The sequence below is a fragment of the Blautia pseudococcoides genome, from assembly GCF_001689125.2.
Classification (GTDB): Bacteria; Bacillota; Clostridia; order Lachnospirales; family Lachnospiraceae; genus Blautia; species Blautia pseudococcoides.
In genome coordinates this window covers 3897988-3921027 of sequence record NZ_CP015405.2, presented here as the reverse complement: position 1 = coordinate 3921027, position 23040 = coordinate 3897988, and the positions used below count along the sequence as shown (strand labels likewise).

Genomic DNA, 23040 nt, shown 5'->3' with positions numbered 1-23040 from the left:
CGCTAAAGACCAGGGGATTAACGCGGTCATCCCCTGGCTAGGAACAAGACGAAAAGGAGGACAAAAAATGTGTGAAAAAACGAAAAAGCTTCGTTTCAAATGGGAGTTTGGAGATGAAATGGTCTCGTTGCATGTCAACCAATATGCTTATGGCGGGCGGCTGCACATCGGTATGATCAATTACGGAGAAGATGGTCCGGAACCCTTTGCAGATATGACGGTCAACCTACCAGCCTATGATCTGGAGGATAACGAAGCATTCATTAACGGAGATATCAGCAAAGACCTGTTAAGGTTTATCAGGGAGAACAAACTGGGAAAAGTGCTGCCTTACACCGTGAAATCCGGATATGGCAGATATGCGGCGGTGGCATTCGATCTGGAAAAGCTGGCGGAATACGATCCTTCAGGGGTTGCATCGTTTAAGGAAAACTGTGGGTTATAAGGAAAACAGCAATGAGAAGAGGCAGGGGACAGCGTGCTGTTCCCCGCAAGTTTGAAAAAGGAAAGGAGGCAGCATGGAAATATTTCATATGAGCGATGTTGTTTCGTTGCTGGGAATCCCGATGCCGCCGTCTGGAAGAAGCTCCTATTATGTGCAGTGCCCATGCTGTGATGAAAGCCCACGGAAAAAGCATTTGAACATCAATTTGAAAAAAGAAGTGTATCGCTGCCCGCGGTGCGGAATATCTGGTGGTATATTTGATCTGTACTCCTTATATACCGGGGTTCCGCGTGACAAAGTGCGAAAAGCTCTGGTGGAGAAACTGGGAATGCCTGATAACCGGCCTAAACCCAAAAAGAGGATACAGCCGCAGGCAAAGCCTGAATGCCCAATAACGGATGTTGATACCCGTCATGCCACATACAGTGCGCTGCTCGATAAGCTGACGCTGGCGGCAGACCATAAAGAGAACCTGCTTGGCAGAGGGTTGATGGAGGATGACATTATTCGGCTTGGATACAGGACAACACCTGTGGTCGGTATGACAGCGATTGCCGGCAAACTTCAGTCCGAAGGGATGTACTTAGCTGGGGTTCCTGGTTTTTACAGGAATGAAAGCGGTACATGGACTTTCATCCATGAAGAACGCGGTATCTTAATTCCAATGAGAGACCAGAAAGGAAGAATTCAAGGGCTTCAGATACGCAGAGATAAGGTGAAAAAGAGAAAATTTCGCTGGGTATCCAGTACAGAGCGGCCGGATGGTTGCCCTGCAGAAGGATGGACACATCTTGCAGGCCCGGTTAGGCCTATGCTGGTGCTGACAGAAGGTCCTATGAAAGCTGACGTGATTCATGCACTGACTGGTCTGACAGTGCTGGCGGTTCCTGGTGTTAATTCTCTGACACAGCTTGAAACAACCCTTAGCGATTTACGTGCAGAAGGGGTTGCAGAGATTAAGACTGCTTTTGATATGGATTTTGCGACCAACTACCATGTACAAAACGGTTACAACAATCTTCTCAGTCTTCTTGGCAATATGGGATTCCGGTTTGGTACTTACCTGTGGGATCCACGCTATAAAGGGCTGGATGACTACATCTGGGAATATTGTTTTCAAAAGAAACGTTAAGAACTGGGGTGGAGCAAAATGCTTCACCCTTTTTCGTGTGCTTTTTTTAATCAAATGCGTATAAAAGTTGTAAATACGCATAGCAAATCGTGTAATGATAAGTATAAGAATGAACTTTGCAGGAGGTATACATATGTTAATCGCAATCGACCATGGCAATTACGCCATAAAGACCACAAACCACTCTTTTATTTCAGGGCTTTCAGAGCATACGGTTAAGCCGCCTATGACGGATGAGATTCTGGAGTATGGAGGAAAATACTGGACCCTGAGCGGACGCCGCCTAAGTTATATGAGAGACAAAACACAGGATGACCGTTATTTCATCCTGACATTATTCGCAATCGCCAAAGAACTGGAGAACAGAGGGCAATATACGCCGGTAGAGCAGATTCAGCTGGCTGTTGGTCTGCCGCCGGAGCATTTTGGGGTTTTAAAAGATAAATTCGCTCGTTATTTCAAAAGAGATGGAATTATCAAATTTGTTTATGGTGATAAGCCATACAGTATTAAGATAGACCGTGTCATGGTGTTCCCGCAGGCATATGCCGCTGTTATTCCCCAGAGTAGTTTGGTTGTCCATACTGTTCGTATGTTTGTCGTTGACATTGGCGGCTATACCACAGATGTGCTGCTCTTGAAGAATGGAAAACCAGATCTGCAGTTTTGCCGAAGTCTGGAAACTGGCATTATTACTATGAACAACGAAATCATACGAAAAGTTGGTGCACTTCATGATATGCGTATCGAAGATGAGCATATTAGTGCAGTTCTCCAGTCCGAGAATACCATTCTGCCGGAGGATGTCAAAGAGACAATTTGTGAAGTAACGAAGTTACATGCACAGGATATTCTGAATCAGCTTAGAGAATTGCAAGTGGATCTGCGTTCCAATCCTGCAGTTTTTATCGGCGGGGGAAGTATTCTTTTAAAACATTTCCTGATGAGCTCGCCTTTGGTAGCAAAGGCAGACTTTGTTGAATCTCCGAATGCGAACGCACTGGGGTATGAAATGCTGGGCAGGAAAACGCTTTCACTTCGTCCGCTTGGATAAGGGACGGAGGGATGTATAATGAAAAAGGATGGAAAATATCGCTTTTCGCTTCAATTTGGCGCAGATTCAGAGGAACAAGTAAAGGCTGGAGAGTTGCTTGAAAGGCTGGGAAACAAAAAAAGTGCAGTTGTTGTTGCAGCCCTTAACGATTATCTTAATTCTAACCCGGATTTGCAGGATACACATTGTAAAATAGAGGTCAAGCTGACGTCTGGCTATAATCGGGATGGAATTGAAGAAATCATACGGCGCATTGTTGAGGAGAGACTTGCAACAGTTCATCAGGACGAATCCTTAATCGCATTTTCAGAGGGAAATGGGACAGATACTCTGGAGGCAGACATTGCACAGATGTTGGATAATCTGGATGTGTTTTCATAAAACTACAGTGCATCCGATAGGATAATGATGGTTATTTAACACACTTAATAATAGAAAAGTCCATGTGAAAAAGTTTGTATTCCACTTATAGTGCGTGTATTGGAATGTTGAGTTCTTCAATTCCATTGCCAGATTGTATAAAATAAAAATGTAAGGAGAATGTAGAACCATGGACTATGTTATTTTAGGTAAGAATATTAGGAAGTACCGACAAATGCGCGGAATGCGCCAGGAAGATTTGGCGGAGCTTTGTGATTGTGGTAACAGTCATATCGGCCAGATTGAAAATGCGAGAGGAATTCCAAGCCTGGATATGATTGTACGTATTGCAAATGCTCTTTCTGTAACGGTAGATCAATTGCTCAGGGAGTATTATACAGAACCTGAGAAGGTCTATTTGCGAGAGATTGCAGAGCGCATCGAGAAGTATCCGGTAAAGCAGCGTGTATACGCTTGCGAAGGTCTGGCTGAATTTTTAAATACCATTGAAAAGTTCAGTCATACGGATGAATGATGAGCATATAACAAAACAGAAAAAGTTTACGCTTTATAGAACGGCTATGCTACATGAAAATGTAGTATGGTCGTTTTTTGTTATCTGAAAATAAGGAGGTGATCCCATATGGATTAAGCCATTGACAACTGTAAAAAGGTAACAAGTTGAAAATTAAGGCACGCCACTACGGCGTGTCTTGACTTTTGCCCTGGTGGTGTGCCCCGTAAGGAGGTACAAATATGAACCATCAGCAAAAGTCTGAACATGACGAGCTACGGGCCAGATTCACAGCATGGCTGGAAACAACAGTTTACCGCGCCAGACTCAAATATTTGGAACGGGAAAAACCCAAGGTAAATATAGTTTCAATTGAGGAATTGCCAGAGAGCGCTTTAGCTGTTTCTGAAAAAGCTGCATATTATGCGAATCCAAAATCCGCTTTTGACTTTGAAGAGGAACGGTTGGCAGAGGCATTTGCAAAATTGCCGATAAAGCGGCAGGAGATACTGACAATGCTGTTTGTGGAAGAGAGAAAACCGGAGGAAATTGCACGGATATTGAACTGTTCTCCGCAGCATGTTTACGACCAGCGCTATCAGGCATTGAAGAAGCTGCGCATAGCATTGACAAAGGACGGTGATAAACTATGAATCACATGGAATTTGAAAAGATGCTTCAGGCGGCAGTTTCCGGCAGTCATGAGGCGTTAGAGCAACTATTTCTACTGTATGCACCATTAATTGATAAGCACAGTAAGGTTGACGGGCAAATAGATGAAGATTTAAGACAGTATATTTTGATACATATTGCGCTCAATATTTCAAAGTTTGTCTTTTAGACGAAGGCGGTCTCAGATTTTTCTGAGACCGTTTTCATTTTTTTTTGAATTCTGTTCGAGATTTGAGAGATGATGAGGCTTTTTATAGGTAAAGGCATCCCCATGCCATGGTACCTTGACAATTTCATAGCTTCCAACTCTACGTTCCCGAACCGAGAAGCGGCTATCCGTTTGTGTGGCGAGCAAAACCAGGAGCACTGATATATGGGCGGCACCCATATAACGCAATGATCCGGCCGGGGATAATGATACTTCTGTAATTCGCAGCCCGACCATAATGCAGGCGGGGAGATGAAATTTCTATGGACCTGACAGCCACAGGCGGAGAAGGGGGCATTTATTTTGATTTTAATAGTAAGGAGGCTGATTATGGGCTATAAAAGGAAAGACGTAGAGCAAACAAAGCAGTATGCAAAAAAGTTTGTGCGCTACAAAGAAGGAGCAGAGAAGTACAGCCTTGGGCTGACAAAGTTTCAAGAACTCGCAAAGGAAGCAAAAGCTGTTTATAAGATTGATGGCATTGCTTTAGTGAATTGCGAAATTTTTGAAAAATTTTTGGAGTCATTCCGAGAGTATTAAAGTAGGTGAGACATTATGGCTTTTTTATATAGAGGGACTTTAAGCACTTGGGGAATTGACTTTCTGTCTTACGATAAGTATAATGAAGACATGTGGAGGTAGCGGTATGACAAAAATGGGTAGACCAAAGGAGGACAATGCAAAGCGTAAGTCCATTACGGTTCGATTATCAGAAAAAACCCATGCTGAGTTGACCAGGTATGCTGCTGAACACAAGATTACAATGACAGAGGTTGCCCTGCGAAGTTTGGAAGAGTATTTGTCCAAGCGAAAGTAAGTGCTGTGAGTCCCTTCTTCATTTTATGAAGGAGGTTACAGACATGGCAAAGACACGAAAAGATGAGCGGGGAAGAGCACTCAGGAAAGGAGAAGTACAGAGGGCATCAGATAAGCGGTATATGTACACCTATACTGATCCGTTGGGCAGGCGTAGGTCCATATATGCGCAGGATTTGGCAACGCTTCGAGAAAAAGAAAAGCAGCTGATGAAGGATCAATTGGATGGACTGGATCTGTATGTTGCAGGGAAAGCATCCATAAATGATACCTATGATCGGTATATCTCTACGAAGTATGATTTGCGGGCGACCACCCGTAGTAATTACGATTATATGTATGATCGTTTTGTCAGACATACATTCGGAAAGAAAAAAATCGCAGACATTAAGTATTCAGATGTACTCCAGTTTTATTGCTATTTACTTAAAGAGGAAGAGTTATCGTTAGGGACACTGGATTCGATTCACACCTTGCTGCATCCGACGTTCCAATTGGCGGTTCGAGATGAAATTATTCGGAAAAATCCGTCAGACGGAATTATGAAGGAAGTTAGCAAGAAGGCGGATAAGTCAAGAGGTGTGAGACATGCTTTAACGATTGAGCAACAGAGAGTATTTCTGGAGTATATATCCAATCATCCGGTGTATTATCATTGGTGGCCGTTGTTTACGGTTTTACTTGGAACTGGATGCCGAATTGGAGAAGCACTTGGTCTCCGCTGGGAAGATCTTGATTTTGATAATCAGATTCTTAGCATCAATCACAGTCTGGTTTATTACCCGGTTGGAAAATCAAGAAAGTCTGTTCTGCGAATATCGAAGCCAAAGACAGATGCAGGTATCAGAACGATTCCGATGCTTGATATTGTATGTGACGCCTTCCACATGGAGCATGAGGAGCAGGAAGAAACGGGATTCAATGAAACCGAGATCGATGGAATGACGGGTTTTGTATTTATCAATCGTTTTGGTTCTGTTTTAAATCCGCAGGCGGTGAATCGTACTATCAAACGGATTATCATCGGGTACAATGCGGAAGAGGTCATCAATGCCAAGCGCGAGCGGAGAGAGCCAATTATTCTTCCAGATTTCTCCTGTCATCACTTGAGGCATACCTTTTGTACAAGACTCTGCGAACATGAAACAAACTTAAAAGTAATTCAGGCAATTATGGGCCATCGGAATATCGAAACTACGATGGATATCTATGCCGAAGCTACAGATCAAAAGAAAAAGGAATCTTTTGAAAACTTATCCAAATTGGACATCTTTTAGGAAGGGTTCTCAGTGTGAGTAAGCTGACAACAAACTTTCTGCGAAGACAACAATTTGACAACGATTTTCTTTTTTCCCTGATGTGATACGAAGCACTGTGAAGAATGGGAAAGTAAAGAAATGAAAGGATTTGAATCGTTATGACGGCATGTAAATTAGTTGGGAAACTTTTCCCGACCATGAAGTCACTGGGTGGTTCTGACAATGGGAAAAAGGCAGAAAAACCAGTGGGAAAAGCTGCTGAGAAGATTGATTTTTCTAAGGTGCAGATTGAGCCGCTGTTCCAGGATATGGTTGATTTTGAAACATTTGCAAGATCAGATTTCAGGGCAGTAAAAGTAAAGGAGTGTTCTGCAGTACCAAAGAGCAAGAAGCTTTTAAAATTCATCTTAGATGACGGAACAGGTGTTGACCGTGTGATCTTAAGCGGTATTCATGATACTTACGAACCGGAAGAACTGGTTGGGAAGACATTGATCGCGATCACAAACCTGCCGCCGCGCCCGATGATGGGAATTGATTCCTGCGGTATGATCATCTCAGCGGTACATCATGAAGAGGGTGTGGAAAAACTGCATTGTTTAATGGTAGATGAACGCATCCCGGCAGGAGCAAAATTATATTAAAAACAGCAGAAAGCTGACAGATATGAAAAATAGAGACAGCGCAGACAATGAGAGGATCATTGCTGTGCTGTTTTTGTGTACAGATTATGCCTGCCAGTACAGCATGGCACTCTCTGCATTGTAGTAGACAGCATTAGCCTGGGCTGGTTGAATAAAATACTATAAAACACTATGAATTACAATGAAATCATATTAAAAGATTGAATGAAAAGAGTATATGTGCTATATTAGAATCAATTTAGGGAACAAATTGTTGGTTATTTTTGGGAGACAAATATGAACGAAAAAAAGGAAGACAAGTGGATCGGATTGGAAGAAGCATCAATATATATGGATGTTACAAAAGATACAGTGAGAAATTGGATAAAAAGAACGGATATTCCAGCACACAAAATAGGAAAACTTTGGAAATTCAAAAAATTAGAATTAGATGAATGGATTAAAAGTGGAAAAAGTGCACTTTAATAAAAGAAGGGGTAATGTACATGGAAAAGGTGTTTTCAGTATTATGGAGAAATTATAATCAAGCAACGATTGATACACTTACGGGAAAATCTGCAGGACAGTATGATATTAGACTTGGTGCATCTAAAAAATTGGCAAAATGTTTTGAATTAGTTAATAAGGAAAATTACACTGCAAACGGCGGGTTCGATGTCAACGTTGATCTAGAGGGATATAGTTTTAATGGAGCATCAGTGCCTAAACAGACAGTTGGGGTTAGATATATGGGAATCAATTCTGCTAGAAAAGATTGGTATATTAGATCACAAAGACCAGGGACAGCATATCCAATGTGGGTTGAGACAACAAGAATGCCTAAGGCAGTTGATGAGAAAAGCTACATAGTTTTAATCAGAACTATGAGTGATAAATATTTTGGAAGAGTACTTTTAGAAAATGAAGTAAGTGGATTACCACAGGTTCTTCAAGATGCAATTCAAGAAACTCCAGATTGTGGTATGTATATTCCTGGAGTTCATGTGTCTAATGAAGCAGAAAAACTATACAATGAATTGATGACACACACCAACTTGTTAATGTATGGACCTCCTGGAACCGGAAAAACAACTTTGATGCAGGAAGTAGTAACTTTATTTAACAATGGTGGAGTGAGTAATTTAATGTTTGATGAAGATCAAATAAGTGATTACTTTTCGTTAGGAAGTGATTTAGTTAAGTCCAAAACTACATGGACAACTTTTCACCAAAGTTATTCCTATGAAGAATTTATAATTGGTATGTCAACGGATAGTTCATCAAAAAAGCTTATAGATATAAAACCAAAACCGGGAAAATTATTAGAATTATGTGAATATGCAAGGGAAAAGAATCAAAGATCATTATTAGTAATAGATGAATTGAATAGAGCAAATGTATCAAAAGTATTTGGTGAATTCATTACAATTATTGAACCGGACAAACGCCTTGATGCTTATGGAAATAAAAGAAATAGTACAGTTGAGATTCAATTGCCATATTTAGGTTATGGTGAAAAACTCGACTTTACGACATCGGATGGTAAGTATTCTGTAAGTAATCCTTTTTTAATGCCAGCTGAGGTATATACAATAGCAAGCATGAATTCAGTAGACAAATCAATATATCCATTAGACAGCGCTTTAAGAAGAAGATTTTATAGATATAATGACTATCCAGAAATATTATCATTAGAAACTCATTATGATATTGTCCGGATAGTTTATGCTTCAAATCCATCAACAGATGTAAAAGATCATGATATTAAGATGTTATTAGTATTGATTAAGGATATGATGAAACATATAAATGAAAAAGTACAAATATTTTTAGGCAAAGATTATATGCTTGGATATTCATATGTATGGAAACTAAGTGAAGAAAATAATCCAGAACAGTTAATGGATAGCTTTTTGTATTCTCTATATAATCAAATATTGCCTCAGTTGGAAGAGATATTTAGAAATAGAGAAGAGCAACTGATGTATTTATTGGGATGTGAAGAGGGGAGAGCAGCTCCCTATACGGTTACTAATCCAAGCGATGAAGAGGTGGATCTTGGCGGTGTAGAAATCATCTCCACAAATACTATGACAGCGATTGATGCTATAAGGTGGATGGAAAGCTTAAAATAATCGAAGGAGTGAAAGATGAAGCAGATTTTAGTAAAAGAATTACGAGAATATAATTATAAAGATTTATTTTCAGAATATGAGTCTGCTCATCTTATTCAAGAATTAGAAGTAAAGTCTGATGAGCTGAAAACTAAGCTTGGTATGCGAGTACAACCAATTCAAATCTATACAAGAAAGAAAACTAGAAAAATAAAGTTTCAAGGTATAGCAGGTGTTATTACATTGAAACAGTTGGAAATAGAGATTATGCCTAAGTTTCTCAAAACAGGAGATAAGTGGAGAGAAAGTTTATTTAATATGATTTATTGGTCTAGAAGTAATCGATTGCTTACACAAAAATCTTCGCATATTACTACATCAACGTTTTCGTTTTATGATCATGTAGCAATGATGTTTATAGAAACAATGGAAGATGCTTTGGGTAAAGATTCAATACATTCATACCGTGCCATTGAAGAAGCCTCTAGATTTTTGAAAGGAAGACTTTTACTAAGTGAACAGTTAAAAAATGTGATATCACATCCAGGAATTATGTTTTATGAATGTGATTTGTTTGATACAGATAACGAATTTAATTATTTGTTACATTGGTGTACAAAAACACTGATAGCGAAAGTTCGCAATAATTGGCTGAGGATTAAACTTAAAATGATTATTGATGTGAGTCCAAAAACGCATAAGATTTATAATATTCCGGTTAATACAAAGTTGCCACCACAATATAGTCATTATTTAGAAGCAATCAATATCGCAAACAATATAGCGCTTGGATATTCATACTATCATTCTGAAAAACTTGGTGGTGGTATAGGATATGTTGTTAACACAGAAGTCATCTATGAAAAATTTGTTGAGAAAATTCTACAGCAAATTAAAACGACAACTTATGGTATTAAATCTGAAGCACAGAGTAGTTTATTATTTGCAAGAGCTGTATCAGCAAATACATCATCGTACTATACAGTACCAGATAACAAGTTATATAAGGATGGAACTCCAAGATTACTAATTGATGCAAAATATAAGAATATATATGCAGATGACAAACAAAAAAAACCGATAAATGCGGACATATATCAATTATTTACATCACTAGTTACACATAATTGCGATACGGGAATTTTAATATCTCCATGTGAGAATGATGAAGCAATAACAGAACATTCATGGGAAGTAACAGATGGTTCAAAAGATTACAAATTATTTAGCTTAACAATAGATATGAGTGATCTTTCATCTGTAGATAGAATTGAGAAATTAAAAGAACGTCTATTTTCATATATAGACAAAAAATGGTAGGAGTAATATGGGGATAGAATTTCTTGGAAATAAACGACAACTTGAAGATTTTATTATAAGTAATATTAAAAATCATACAGATAGTAACTGTATAAATTGTTTGGATGCTTTTTCAGGAAGTGGCAGTGTCTCTATAGCTTTGAAAAAAAATGGTTATAGTGTGACTGCTAATGATTTTTTGGCATCGGCATCGGTAATTACATCAGCTGTTTTATTAAATCAAAGCGAGCCTAGATTTGAAAAAGTAATAACAAAAGAACACATAGAGACAGGATCTGATCCATACAATAGTGTTTTGAATTATTTAAATGCACTGGAAGGGAAATCAGGTTTTGTGTATCGAAATTATTCACCTGCATCAGTTAATAATTCTGATATTGAAAGAATGTATTTTACAGAAGAAAATGCGAAAAAAATCGACGCCATTAGAATGAAAATTCTAGAATGGAAAGATTATTTGGAAAAGAATGAAGAAGCTTTGTTATTAACAGATTTAATTCATGCAGTTTCTGGGGTAAGTAATATTGCAGGAACGTATGGTTGTTACATGAAATATTGGAAAAAAAAGGCGATTGCAGAAATTCGGTTAAAGAAAAGTGAGATTATTCCAGGCAAACTTAATCGCCATTATTATGTAACAAATGAAAATATTGATAATGTAATTGGAAACGAATCTTATGATATTATATACGCAGATCCGCCATATACCAAAAGACAGTATAGTGCTTATTATCATCTATTAGAAACGATTGTATTATATGATAATCCAGAAATAGAAGGAAGTACTGGTCTTAGAAATTGGAAGGAGAAATCTTCTGATTTTTGTTATAAAAGAAAAGCACCTAGGGCGTTAGAAAGAATGTTAAGTAAAGCAAAATGTAAGTATTTTGTGATGAGTTACAATGATGAGGGTCAAATCCAACATGAGAAAATACTTGAGATACTAGGAAAATATGGAGAAATAACAGTTAAAGAAGCAGAATATAAAAGATATAAAAGTAATAGTGCATCAAATCAAAGAAAAGATGTTATAGAACGACTTTATATTTTGAGAATGGAGAAATGAATTGAATACCAAGACAGATATACAAGAGGAAATAAAGGAAAGTCTTATACAGGTATTAGATAAAATAAATGAAAAAGATTGTGGCTACGAAAAATTATTAGTACTTTATTTTGAAATAGCCCTGGTTAGGTTTGCGAAAATAAATCATGCAATGCCTAATGATAAAAATACGTGGGAATGCATGGAAAAATTAAAAGAAAAATTTGAAGGAATCTTGCAAACAGATTTATTTGAATTATCAAAACACAAAACAATAAAGAAAAACATTATAGATATGTTAGCAATACACTTTGATGTTATGATTGAAAAGTATTCTTTAAATATTTACGATATTGGCAGGTTATTTGAAAGTCTTTTTAATATGGAATATTCTGATTCACAAATAAAGGAAACTACAGGTCGAAGTGATTCTGGAATGTTTTTTTCTGACGTGGATTTAGTAAGGGAAACAATAAACTTGCTGTTGGAGAACGTGAGTGCCGCCAAAGTAAAAAACTCAACATTTATTGATCCAGCAATGGGTGCTGGTATTTTTTTGTTTGAATTAGCAGAAAAAGTAAAAAGTAAAATGAGTAAAAAAGATTTTACGCATTTTCTCAAAAATAATGTTTATGGAATTGATAAAAATCCGATAATAGTTGACCTTTTCAAGGTTTGTTTTTGGATTAAATATTTCAATGAGATGGATGAAATGAATTTTTTGGGAAAGAATTTTGTTTCAGACGACAGTTTATTACTCCCAATAGGAAATAACGAAAATGAGAAAACTTGGGGGAGTATTTTTCCAAGAGCATTTAAAGAAGGGGGATTTGATTATGTAATAGGAAATCCACCGTGGGGAAAAATAAAGGCAAATATAAGAGAATATAATTTATTAAATGGTAATAATACAAAAGAATATCAAGGAATAAGATTAAAGCATTTTATTGAAGAGAATAGTGATAAAAAAGGGTGGAAAGAATATCAACAATACATTAAAAATTATTCAAAAGCGTTGAAAGAATCACCAAATTTTTCACATCAACAATATATTGTTGAAAATACAAAGACTGGTGGAGATTTTGACTTATATAAGTATTTTGTCGAGCTGAGTTATAAATTGTTAAAAATTAATGGTAGGTTAGGATATATTATTCCAGCATCATTTTATATGTCGGAGGGAGCAACAGCTCTTAGACATTTACTACTAGAAAATGGAGACATAGAATACTTACTTAATTTTGAAAATAAAAAACACATATTTCCGATTCATCCTTCTTTCAAATTTATCATATTAGTTTATGTTAAGAAGTCAGTACCAGGAAAGATAAAAAAGGCATATTTTGATTTGAGTAATGTGGATGAAATAAAAGAAAATAATATTTTAAAATTGAACTTTATATCTTATTCAAGAAAATTATTAAAATTATGTAGCAACGATTATTGGGCTATACCAGAATGTAAATCTGTAACTGAACTGAATATATTGGAAAAGTTATACAAAAAATATCCTAACTTGGGAAAAGAACAAAAAGGTAAATGGAAAGTTTCATTTAAAAGAGAACTCGACATGACGATGGATAGCGATAAATTCGTTAAAGAAGATGAACTACAAGAAAATAAAAGATACCTACCGCTATATGAAGGCAGAATGGTTCACCAATATAATTCATCCAAAAAAGTCTATATAAGGGGAACGGGAAGAACTGCATTATGGGAGAAAAACAAAAATAATAAAGAAGGTGTGATTCAACCACAATATTATGTAGAAGAAGATAGATGTAGGAATATTCCACAAATCTTTAGAGCATCATATTGTGATGTGACAGGACAGAAAAATGTAAGAACAATTCTAGCATCACTCATAAAAGAAAGGGCGGTATGTGGCAATAAAGTTCCTACATGTGAGTTTTATCCTAGTAATGATATAACTTTTCATCTTTATTGGATATCATTAGCAAATAGTTTTATAATCGACTGGATGATGAGAAAGAAAATGACAATAACATTGAATTTTTATCATTGGTTTCAGATTCCATTTCCTAAGTTGGCAAGTACAGATAAATCTTTTAAATGTCTTGTTGCATGGTCAGCACTTGTCTTGGAAAAAATGAATGGTTACAAATTATTATCATATATATCAGACAAAGAAATCGTTGATATTTATTATGCGAATGCAAATGAAAACATATGGAAGTTAAGATTGAAAATTGATAGGTTAGTAACTGATATTTTTGGGTTAAACAGCACAGAAATAGCATGTATTCTATATGGTTTTCCAAGTTTGGATAGTAATGAAGAAGGAATTTTGGGAGATAAAAGATACGGAACGACAAGAAAAGCTTCTTATGTAACAAGAGATTATCTATTGAGCGAAGTGCGAGAAAAAGAAAGTAGTGATAATGACATAAGTATTGTAGATATTTATTCTAGCATAGGTATTGATATAAAAGAAGAAACAGGTAGCATCACAAACTTGAATGAAAGAATTGAGTTTTATCGAAAAAATGGAATTGTACCATACAATGAGTAAGAATTCAAAGTGGAAATCACAGATTAGGCATCTGATTCATTTCTAATTACACTTTTGGGAGTGATGATGGATGCTCAATGATGAAGCCGGATTTACAGATCTGCGCAGAGGGATTGATGGTTTAGCCAGAATCATACGTTTTCAGTTCCATCTCGATCCTTATGATAAGAATACCTTTGACTTCGTGGAGGATGACAGACTGAGGTTTCAAAATGACCATGCGGCAGCCAATGAAACGTCCATTATCATGGCGGTAAGGCCGGAACTGGTGCAGCTTGAGCGGATCCGGGACGGTGGGAAGCAGCCTGTCGCTGTGGCAGGAGCTGACCCGAGAACGGATGCTTCCGTGGAGTATGGGGTGGAAATATTGGAGACAAACGTGGATGCTCTGTGCCGGGGCATTGAACAGCTTTTGAAGTAAGAACAAATATCCTGCCGTACAGTCCGCTGAGACGGTCTGTACGGCAGGATATATCCCTATCTCATTGTGATCTTAAACACTACCGGTTTATCGGTTCTGACATTCCGGGTTTCAATCTCCAGCCCATTTTCCGTACGTTTCCACACCGGAGTCTCCTCAAACCCCAGCACATCCACAGCGTCGATAATGCCGTGGAATTTTGGAAGACAGGAGGCATCCTGTTCTGCCAATGATTTTATGGATATGTGCCCGTCATGGGGATAGCTCAGACAGATGGCATACAGATGAGATCCGTTCACGGTGAAGCGGAAATCCTCTTTTGTAAAAACCTTATCCTTCCCATCTGTGAACTGCCCTTCCTCCACCACAGTGGGACCTTCCGCCGCGGTGCGCCAGATATGGGAGCCATAGATCGCTTCCCCGTTGGCTTCCAGCCATTCCCCGATTTCAAGAAGGACAGCCGTATCTTCGGCCGATATGGTCCCGTCCGCTTTGGGACCCACATTCAGAAGAAGGTTCCCGTTTTTGCTGACCACATCTGCCAGGTCACAGATAATATCCTTTGCCTTTTTGAAATCATTATTTTCTGTATAACACCAGGAATTTTTTGCAATAGCCGTGTCGGTCTGCCAGTAAAACGGCTGGACATTTGCAAATTGTCCCCGTTCAATATCTACAAGGGCAGTGCCGAACATAAAAGCATCATGTTTGTAGGCAATGAGGACTTCCTCATTCCATTCCACTGCCCGGTTGTAGTAATAAGCCGCTATTTTTTGGAGATATGGTTTGGCGCTGCTGTGCTGGATCCACCAGTCAAAATACAGCTCTTTTATTTGATAGCGGTCGATCAGTTCACAAGTTCTGACCATCCAGTCCTCCAGGAAGTCTTTCGTGGGAACCGGTTCACTGAACAGGTCCTGATGGTCACCCTCCGGCATGGCGGGCCAGTAAAAGTCCCCTTCTTTTTCCGCTTCTGTGATATCGCTCTCAAAATCCTTTCCGTGTCCCATAAAGAACCAGTGCTCTATGCGGTGGGTAGAAGCGCCGTTTATAAGTCCCTTCTTCTCCATTTCCTGAGTCAGCTCCCCGAGTACATCGCGTTTTGGCCCCATTTCGTAAGCGTTCCAATGGGAAATGTCACTGCGGTACATCTGAAAGCCGTCATGATGTTCTGCCACGGGGACAACATATCTGGCGCCTGCTTTCCGGAACAGGTCAGTCCATGCGGCGGCATCAAAATTTTCGGCTTTGAACATGGGGATAAAATCTTTATAGCCAAAATCTTTCTGGCTCCCATATACTTGCTGGTGATGACGGAATTCAGGGCTTCCCTGAATATACATATTTCTCGAATACCATTCATTTCCAAAGGCGGGAACACTGTACACACCCCAATGGATAAAAATACCGAATTTCGCATCTCGGAACCATTTGGGAGTCTGGTGCTGTGACAGAGAATCCCAGTTGTCCCGGTAAGGTCCTCCGGCAATGACATCTTCAATCTGCTGTAAATAAGCCTTTTTACTGTACATAGGCAATTCTCCTTTTGATGGCCATATTTTTACTGCCGCCGCGTGCGCGGCTGTCTGTCCTTATTGTAAAACAGTGATAAGTAAATAAGAAGACAGAGCAGCGTCAAGTTCTATAGGGGAATGTCGTTATTTCCAGAATAATTGTCCCAGAAACAGAGAAACAGTTTCCATATCTCTGTCAATTCGGTATAATATAGGGAACGTAACTGCTCAGCATCTTGGGTCAGTGGGGTGAATCCGGGCCAAATAAATACTTGGCGGCGCTTGCTGAAAGCAGGTTCAGGTACACTCCGGGAAATATCCGAAAAGGAGAAGAACAATGGCGGATGTAAATTACAAACTCAGCCTTGAGGGCATCCAATTCCATATAGTGTCTGTTGGAAGGGGAAACACCGGACATATCAAAATGCATTCCCACAGTATTGCCAGTTATGAGATCCATTATATAGAATCAGGACAGGGCGTGCTGCGTCTTCGCAGAGATGAATATACACTGAAAAAAGGGACTTTTTATCTGACAGGACCGGGCATAGCCCATGAGCAGATCACCATATCCCAGGAGCCTATGAGGGAGATTGTAATGTATTATACGGTTCCCCTGGTCTGCGGAGGCGGGGAGAACCGTAAAAGCCATAAAAAGAGGGAGCCATGGCTGGAACAGCTTCTCAGCCAGAGGTTCTGGATTGGTGAGGGACCACGGGAAGTTTGGGAGCCGTTCAGGCGGATCATCGGCGAGATACAGGAGAAACCGCCGGGTTACCGGACACTGGTGCCTTTTTTGGCCGGCGGGCTGTTCATTTCTCTGGGAAGGCTGTATCAGACAGGGGCCATGGATACCGGTGATACTTATGTCCCCTGCTCGGATGAGGTAAAGTATCTGCAGATAGAGCGGATTTTTCTGGATGACCCGGTACATATCACGATCCAGAAGCTGGCAAAGGAGCTGGGGCTGAGTGTACGCCAGGTACAGCGCCTGATGAAGAGCCATTACGGCATGACCTTCCGGCAGATGCAGATGGAAAATAAACTTGAACTTGTATGCCGCATGCTTGAGGAGAAGGTAAATTCCCTGGAGGAGATAGCAGAGCGCACCGGGTTTTCTTCGGCCGATTATCTTGGATACTGTTTCAAACAGAAATACGGTATACCGCCCGGAAAATACCGGAGGAAAGAGGAGGATAGTGTTTCATGGCAAAAATACTGATCATTGAAGATGATACAAATATAAATAATATGGTATCAGAATATCTGAGCGCCAATGGATATACGTGTACACAGGCATTTTCAGGGAGCGAAGGCTCTCTCAGATTCTCCATGGAGGAGTTTGATCTGATCCTTTTGGACCTTATGCTCCCGGGTATGACAGGAGAGGAGCTGATCAGAATGTTTGCGGGAAAAGTCCCGGTCATTGTCCTTTCCGCAAAAAATGAGCTGGACAGCAAAGTGGAACTTCTAACCGCAGGGGCTAATGACTATATCTGCAAGCCCTTCGATCTAAAAGAACTGCTTGTGCGCATTCAGGTACAGCTCCGCTCCCTGCCTGCCTCAAAGCTGCCGGATGTTCAGACAGAACTGCACTATAAAGTCTGGATACTTGACTCGGAGACCCGGAAAATGACGGCTAAGATAGATTTTGATACCATGCCGGCATCCCTGGGCGGGGAGCCTCTGACTATGACGCCCACAGAGTTTAAAATCCTGCGTCTTCTCATTGCCAATACAGAGCGGGTCATGACAAAGACCCTTCTTTTGGAAAAAGTATGGGACAGCACCGGGAATTTTGTGGATGAACATGCCGTGGCTGTGAATATCAACAGACTCCGCAAGAAGATTGAATCCGAAGAACACCCATATATTAAGACCCTGTACGGCATGGGATATCAGTGGAAGGGGAAGAAAACGGAATGGAAAAATTAATCCTGGCTTTTTCCCTCATCTGCCTTTTCCTTTCTATTTTTATAGTGATCAAAGTGAGAAAAAGGCTTGTTGAATACACACGCCAGATGAGCGACTGTCTGGATGCCATGATCGCAGGCCGAACGGATCTTGTGTTTCAGGAGGAGAAGGACACCCTGGCAGGTAAGCTGCAGTCTAAACTGCACCGCCTGTATGAGATACTCAACCAGCAGTCCCAGGAAAATAAAATACAGCGCCAGCAGATTGAAACTATAGTTGCAGATATTTCCCATCAGGTAAAAACACCCATTGCAAATGTGAGGATGTATCACAGCCTATTACAGAAAAAGAACAGTTCTTGGATGCTGCCCAGCGTCAGACAGACAAACTGGAATTTCTCATGAAGAGTATGATCAAGATGTCCAGGCTGGAGACTGGTATTGTGGAAGTCCAGCCAAAAGAAAATCCCATCCGTGTGCTGCTGGAATAGGCAGTCTATGACATTGCCCTGAAGGCGGAGGATAAGCAGATTGAAATAGAGACGGAATGTGACGAAAATCTGAGGGCGGTATTTGATAAAAAGTGGACGCTGGAAGCAGTCTTTAATATTTTGGACAATGCGGTAAAGTACACCGGACAAGGGGGGAAATACAGATTCAGGCGCAGATAACCGATTTTTTTGTCCGCATCGGTATAAGGGACAATGGAAAAGGAATTGAGGAAGAGCGGCTGACTGAAATATTTAAGCGTTTTTACCGCGAGCCGGAAGTGGCAGACCAGGACGGTGTGGGAATCGGCCTGTATCTGGCGCGGGAGATTGTTATGAAGGAAAGAGGCTTTATAGGTGCGGTCAAAAACAGGGAAGGGTACAACGTTTTATGTCAACCTGCCCGCGGCACAGTAGAGGGATTATCTCAAACTTGTTACTTTTTTGAGAAGAGTTTGAGATAATCTTTTTGTATGCTATATTCATCAAAGGAAAGGCAGGAAAAAAAGATGGAATATATTTTAGAGACAAAAAATCTGAAGAAATACTACGGACAGGAGCCGAATATCACGAAAGCGCTGGACGGCATAGATGTGAAAGTGGAACGGGGAGAATTCGTGTCAATCATAGGAACAAGCGGAAGCGGAAAATCCACACTGCTGAATATGCTGGGAGGACTGGATATTCCCAGTTCGGGAAGTGTAAAGATCAGAGGCAGGGAGATCGGTAAAATGAACGATGAACAGCTCACAGTATTCCGCAGAAGAAACATTGGGTTTGTGTTTCAGAATTATAATCTGGTACCCATCCTGAACGTATATCAGAACATCGTACTCCCCATAGAACTGGACGGCAGTACGGTTTACAAGACTTATGTAGAGGAAATCATACACCTGCTTCACCTGGAGGAAAAGCTGGATAATCTTCCAAACAACCTCTCCGGAGGACAGCAGCAGAGAGTAGCCATTGCAAGGGCGCTGGCAGGCAAGCCGGCCATCATCCTGGCAGATGAACCGACGGGAAATCTGGATTCCAAAACATCCCTGGAGGTTATGCAGCTTTTGAAAATGACCAGCACAGAGTTTAGCCAGACACTGGTTATGATCACCCACAACCCGGAACTGGCACAGATCGCGGACCGTATGATACATATCGAAGATGGAAAAATTGTAGAAAGAAAAGAAGATATTTAGGAGGATAGGGCTATGATGCTGAAAGAGCAGATGCTGCGCCAGGCTGGACGCGGTTCATGGTGTCCATCAAAAATCTGTCCCGGGTATAGCTGCATCCGTACAGCGGTGCTTGCAGCCCGCCTTTGTGTCCGCTTGTCTGTCCATGTATGGCAATAGCGGTACTTCCTCAATCCGCAAAGAATTGATTACGATATGCACATGGATATTCCCGCTGTGGTTATGACCGTCCGGGTGGGTGCATACCAACGCTTGGTGTCCGGGGAAATGCTCTTTACAGTACCGCTCGCCTAACTCCTGCGCCTTGTCTACCGTCAAGCCGTTGTCCTGTGCGTCACGGGGGATAAGCCGCCCGTTTTCGTCCAGTGTGGGCTTCATGGTAAACTCGTCATGCTCAAAGGTTAGGTACTGCTCGGCAGCTCCATAGTCGGCATTTTTAGAGCTGATATGTTCCCCGATTTCCTGTTTTGTATATCGTCCGAAGAAGTAAAGGTAAATAATTTCCCTCTTTTTCTCCGGCAGGGATAACAGGGCAGTCAGATAATAAACAGCAAAATGCCCTATTCCGGCAAATAAAATAGAAATGAAAACCGGGGATATAACAGATGGCGCAATCTGCAATATTTCCGGTGTGGTTTCCATAAACAGCATTGTAATCTGATTGGGAAACAGTACGCCAGTTAGAGCAAATACAACGCTTAAAATGATTTCTGCAATAACAGAATAACGGAACAATTCAAATATCCTGTTATATTGACCTCCTCCATAATTTGTCGAAATAATCGGCTGAACCGCTTGTCCTACGCCATCATATACCCTTTGGAATGTGGAAATACAGGTATATGCAACACCAAATACAGATAGCACCGCTTCATTTCCGTATTTCAAAACCTGATTATTTAGCAATGTTGTAAGAGAAATGTAGGCTATGTCAACAAGACCAGCACTAATTCCGGCAATAATTATCTTTTTAAATCCCCGAAACCAATGATTAGGCTTAGTTAAACGCAAACTGCACTTTTTGCTGAAGATGTATCCAATAAAAATTACAACCTGCACAGCATTTCCCAAAACGGTTGCAATCGCAGCACCAGCCATTCCAGTTCCGATTTTAAACGGAAATACTAAAAGATAATCCCCCAAAACATTAAATAGTCCACTGAAAATAACTGCCCACAATGCAATATTTGGTGCTCCATCTATACGAACAATGCAACCAAGATAGATAGAGAAAAAGAATACAGGGAAACAGCCTGTAATCCAGTTCCCATATTCTTTTACTAACGGCATTAAACGCTCATTTGCTCCCAGAAATCTGTAAATTGGTTCAGAAAACAGGATAAATCCCAACCAAAGCAATAGCGAAAAAATACCAATCAATACAAGCGAAAGCGTAAAACCCGCATAATATTTTTCTTTATTCCTTTCGCCCTCGGCAATTCCCATGTGAACAGAACCACCAATTCCCATAAAAAGACCAAGAAATGATGATACACCAAACAATGGTGTTACAATCGCTAATGCTGCCACGCCATCAGAACCAACGCCTTGACCAACAGCAACCATATCCACAAGTTGAAAAACAGATATTGCCGCTGCTGATAGAAGTGATGGAATCAGATATTTCCAAAACAATTTTCCTGTCTTTTCTGTTAATAAATTCATTGTATACACTCCTTGCTTGCATTTTTGTCCATATCGGTTTATTATAAACTCTAATATTATGTGAGAGTCAAGAGGCAAGTGTATGAAAAAACAAGAACTAATTCCGATTGGGGTATTATCCAAAATAACAAACGTCCATATTCAGTCTTTAAGATATTACGAAAAAATTGGAATTTTAAAACCAGCCTATATTGATATGGAAAGCAGATACCGCTATTACTCATTTTCACAGATAAAAATTGTAGAAGCCATACAATACTGTGTTGAGCTTGATATTCCATTAAAAGATTTTAACATTTTTATTTCTGATTCAGAACAGACCATTGACTATGCAACTCTTATAGCTTATGGTCGTAAGGCAGCATATACCAAAATAGAAGCTATAAAAAATAAAATGAAACACTTTGACATAATAGAACATGACATGCTTCATTCCCAAAAATGCAAGGAAAATACGATTGTTACCTCTTTTCTTCCCCAAAAAACATATTATCTGTTACCATATTGCGGTACACAGACAGAACCGGCATTTCGCAATATCGTGATTCAATTATTAAAGGAGATACATACAAGCGGCTACAAAGCAGGATATGATATTAGTCTGCTTGCAAAGTTCAAGAATAATTCAACCGAACAATATGTAGGCTCAGATATTCTTGATTATACAGGAGAACCAAATGACAAGAAAAATATTCTCTCTATTCCGGCTGGAAATCAATATTGCCTAAAACGTGGTCAAAGCGATATTCTTGATGCACCAGATATATTTAAACAGTATCTTAAAAATGTAAACAGTTTCATAGCAATAGAAACAGATTTTTTCTCCGAAAAATACGCTTATTATGAGCCAGATTATGAAATTAGATGTATTATACAGTGAATGTTATTTATGTATCAGAATAAGTATATAAAAATGAATATGAATGGGAGAAATTTTGTATTAATCGGCATTGTGCGTAATGTGTATAACTGGCTATTTCATGGAATTGTGGGTAACTCTGTTTGCAGGACGTGGGATAGCTGCACTTTAGCTTTTCCATGTGCTGTGAATAGCCGGAGGGCCCATGAGGGACTCCGGCTGTCTTTTCATTCCGGTTGGAATCATTTAGAAGGGAAAGGGAATTGATTTTGCGTGCAGCATTGGGGTGATGAGCATGGGGGCTGAGGGGATCTGTCAGATTGTGGATTACAGGAGAAATGGTCCGTATAAGGTGGAAGGGAAAGCCGGGCATTCCCCCTGGGGGATTATGATTTTGATGAGTTGTTTGCATGGATTGATGGAATCTGTAAGAAATAAAGAAGTGAACAAAAAACAGCAGGCGGCTTTTACGGCTTTCCTGCTGTTTATTGATTCCTGCGTATTTTTATTTGGTTATCTGTCATGGCGGTCATATTATTTTTTAGTCGGAACGTAGTATCCGCCGTTCATCATGATGATACCTGGTGCGATAATGTCTACATTTTCAATCAAATAATTTTTGAAACGCTCCCATAAAGTAGCTTTCTTCTCGTTTTTCACTTCTGCTGCCTGCATAGCTCCTGCGGTTCCTGCATATAATGTGTATTTGTTCATAATGGTTTCCCCTTTCATTTTTTGCTTTTCTTCGCTACGTGTATTATGTTATCATGAGTTTAAGGTAGATTTTAGATATTTTTTTAGCTATTTATTAGGGCAATATTGACACGGATACTTTTGAATATGCCTAAAGTTCTGATGTGAGCGGTAACATGTTGACATTTAGGAGGTGCATTTT

General features: G+C 39.7%; 24 protein-coding genes and 3 pseudogenes. 23 read left to right on the top strand and 4 right to left on the bottom strand.

Annotated features, from left to right (window positions below; translation table 11 throughout):
* The first annotated feature begins 67 nt into the window (after positions 1-67).
* The 17 genes and pseudogenes from A4V09_RS18450 (at position 68) to A4V09_RS18375 (ending at position 14516) form a co-directional block, all read left to right on the top strand.
* Positions 68-445, top strand: coding sequence for a DUF4313 domain-containing protein (locus A4V09_RS18450; RefSeq protein WP_065543627.1), 378 nt, complete (start codon positions 68-70; stop codon positions 443-445).
* Positions 446-518: 73 nt separating this feature from the next.
* Positions 519-1577: a DUF3854 domain-containing protein gene (locus A4V09_RS18445; protein WP_065543626.1), complete on the top strand. Its 1059-nt coding sequence runs from the start codon at positions 519-521 to the stop codon at positions 1575-1577.
* 133 nt (positions 1578-1710) lie between these two features.
* Positions 1711-2631: a ParM/StbA family protein gene (locus A4V09_RS18440; RefSeq protein ID WP_065543625.1), complete on the top strand. Its 921-nt coding sequence runs from the start codon at positions 1711-1713 to the stop codon at positions 2629-2631.
* Positions 2632-2649: 18 nt separating this feature from the next.
* Entirely contained in the window at positions 2650-3012 is a 363-nt protein-coding gene (locus A4V09_RS18435; protein WP_025641613.1) for a hypothetical protein, read from the top strand.
* Between the two features lie 169 nt (positions 3013-3181).
* Positions 3182-3526 (top strand): helix-turn-helix domain-containing protein, encoded by a 345-nt coding sequence (locus tag A4V09_RS18430; RefSeq protein ID WP_025641615.1) that lies wholly within the window; start codon positions 3182-3184, stop codon positions 3524-3526.
* A gap of 221 nt (positions 3527-3747) precedes the next feature.
* Positions 3748-4158, top strand: a complete 411-nt coding sequence (locus A4V09_RS18425) for a sigma-70 family RNA polymerase sigma factor (protein ID WP_025641617.1) — start codon at positions 3748-3750, stop codon at positions 4156-4158.
* Positions 4155-4346: a helix-turn-helix domain-containing protein gene (locus tag A4V09_RS18420; protein ID WP_040197901.1), complete on the top strand. Its 192-nt coding sequence runs from the start codon at positions 4155-4157 to the stop codon at positions 4344-4346. Before A4V09_RS18425 ends, A4V09_RS18420 begins: the two co-directional genes overlap by 4 nt.
* Before the next feature lie 369 nt (positions 4347-4715).
* Positions 4716-4925 carry a DUF6462 family protein gene (locus A4V09_RS18415; protein WP_025641620.1) on the top strand — a complete coding sequence of 70 codons (210 nt, stop codon included), beginning with the start codon at positions 4716-4718 and terminating at the stop codon, positions 4923-4925.
* A gap of 106 nt (positions 4926-5031) precedes the next feature.
* Positions 5032-5202 (top strand): toxin-antitoxin system HicB family antitoxin, encoded by a 171-nt coding sequence (locus tag A4V09_RS24620; protein WP_154670214.1) that lies wholly within the window; start codon positions 5032-5034, stop codon positions 5200-5202.
* 43 nt (positions 5203-5245) lie between these two features.
* Entirely contained in the window at positions 5246-6478 is a 1233-nt protein-coding gene (locus A4V09_RS18410; RefSeq protein ID WP_065543624.1) for a site-specific integrase, read from the top strand.
* Positions 6479-6645: 167 nt separating this feature from the next.
* Positions 6646-7104, top strand: a pseudogene (locus tag A4V09_RS18405) (lysine--tRNA ligase); the annotation flags it as partial.
* Positions 7105-7380: 276 nt separating this feature from the next.
* Positions 7381-7569, top strand: a complete 189-nt coding sequence (locus A4V09_RS18400) for a helix-turn-helix domain-containing protein (protein WP_065543622.1) — start codon at positions 7381-7383, stop codon at positions 7567-7569.
* Between the two features lie 20 nt (positions 7570-7589).
* The gene (locus tag A4V09_RS18395) at positions 7590-9218 is read left to right on the top strand and encodes an McrB family protein (RefSeq protein ID WP_065543621.1); all 1629 of its coding nucleotides are present in this window, start codon (positions 7590-7592) and stop codon (positions 9216-9218) included.
* A 15-nt stretch (positions 9219-9233) separates the two neighbouring features.
* Positions 9234-10517, top strand: coding sequence for an McrC family protein (locus A4V09_RS18390; RefSeq protein WP_065543620.1), 1284 nt, complete (start codon positions 9234-9236; stop codon positions 10515-10517).
* A gap of 7 nt (positions 10518-10524) precedes the next feature.
* Positions 10525-11583, top strand: coding sequence for a DNA adenine methylase (locus tag A4V09_RS18385; RefSeq protein ID WP_065543619.1), 1059 nt, complete (start codon positions 10525-10527; stop codon positions 11581-11583).
* A gap of 1 nt (position 11584) precedes the next feature.
* Positions 11585-14095 carry an Eco57I restriction-modification methylase domain-containing protein gene (locus A4V09_RS18380; RefSeq protein ID WP_065543618.1) on the top strand — a complete coding sequence of 837 codons (2511 nt, stop codon included), beginning with the start codon at positions 11585-11587 and terminating at the stop codon, positions 14093-14095.
* Positions 14096-14165: 70 nt separating this feature from the next.
* Positions 14166-14516: a creatininase family protein gene (locus A4V09_RS18375; RefSeq protein WP_065543617.1), complete on the top strand. Its 351-nt coding sequence runs from the start codon at positions 14166-14168 to the stop codon at positions 14514-14516.
* Positions 14517-14572: 56 nt separating this feature from the next.
* On the opposite strand, the gene A4V09_RS18370 is transcribed toward A4V09_RS18375, so the two are convergent.
* Positions 14573-16048 carry an alpha-L-fucosidase gene (locus A4V09_RS18370; RefSeq protein WP_065543616.1) on the bottom strand — a complete coding sequence of 492 codons (1476 nt, stop codon included), beginning with the start codon at positions 16046-16048 and terminating at the stop codon, positions 14573-14575.
* 319 nt (positions 16049-16367) lie between these two features.
* On the opposite strand from A4V09_RS18370, the gene A4V09_RS18365 reads away from it, so the two are divergent.
* The 5 genes from A4V09_RS18365 to A4V09_RS18350 all read left to right on the top strand — a co-directional run bounded on the left by A4V09_RS18365 (position 16368) and on the right by A4V09_RS18350 (position 19624).
* Positions 16368-17252 carry an AraC family transcriptional regulator gene (locus A4V09_RS18365; protein WP_065543615.1) on the top strand — a complete coding sequence of 295 codons (885 nt, stop codon included), beginning with the start codon at positions 16368-16370 and terminating at the stop codon, positions 17250-17252.
* Positions 17237-17965 (top strand): response regulator transcription factor, encoded by a 729-nt coding sequence (locus tag A4V09_RS18360; RefSeq protein ID WP_065543614.1) that lies wholly within the window; start codon positions 17237-17239, stop codon positions 17963-17965. Before A4V09_RS18365 ends, A4V09_RS18360 begins: the two co-directional genes overlap by 16 nt.
* Positions 17953-18348 (top strand): ATP-binding protein, encoded by a 396-nt coding sequence (locus tag A4V09_RS25555; protein ID WP_242963865.1) that lies wholly within the window; start codon positions 17953-17955, stop codon positions 18346-18348. The genes A4V09_RS18360 and A4V09_RS25555 overlap by 13 nt, the downstream gene beginning before the upstream one ends.
* Positions 18349-18592: 244 nt before the next feature.
* Complete coding sequence (locus A4V09_RS26550) at positions 18593-18895, top strand: ATP-binding protein (protein WP_334293543.1); 303 nt, start codon at positions 18593-18595, stop codon at positions 18893-18895.
* Positions 18896-18940: 45 nt separating this feature from the next.
* Entirely contained in the window at positions 18941-19624 is a 684-nt protein-coding gene (locus A4V09_RS18350; RefSeq protein WP_065543613.1) for an ABC transporter ATP-binding protein, read from the top strand.
* Positions 19625-19708: 84 nt separating this feature from the next.
* On the opposite strand, the pseudogene A4V09_RS25545 reads toward A4V09_RS18350, so the two are convergent.
* Together A4V09_RS25545 and A4V09_RS25540 are read right to left on the bottom strand one after the other, a co-directional pair.
* Positions 19709-20080 (bottom strand): annotated as a pseudogene (locus A4V09_RS25545) (relaxase/mobilization nuclease domain-containing protein); the annotation flags it as partial.
* 102 nt (positions 20081-20182) lie between these two features.
* Positions 20183-21286: pseudogene (locus tag A4V09_RS25540) on the bottom strand (MATE family efflux transporter); the annotation flags it as partial.
* An 82-nt stretch (positions 21287-21368) separates the two neighbouring features.
* Between A4V09_RS25540 and A4V09_RS18340 the strand changes: the two are divergent.
* The gene (locus A4V09_RS18340; protein ID WP_065543611.1) at positions 21369-22166 is read left to right on the top strand and encodes a MerR family transcriptional regulator; all 798 of its coding nucleotides are present in this window, start codon (positions 21369-21371) and stop codon (positions 22164-22166) included.
* A 513-nt stretch (positions 22167-22679) separates the two neighbouring features.
* Here A4V09_RS18340 and A4V09_RS18330 read toward each other — a convergent pair.
* Entirely contained in the window at positions 22680-22859 is a 180-nt protein-coding gene (locus tag A4V09_RS18330) for a hypothetical protein (protein WP_157123527.1), read from the bottom strand.
* Between the last annotated feature and the right edge of the window lie 181 nt (positions 22860-23040).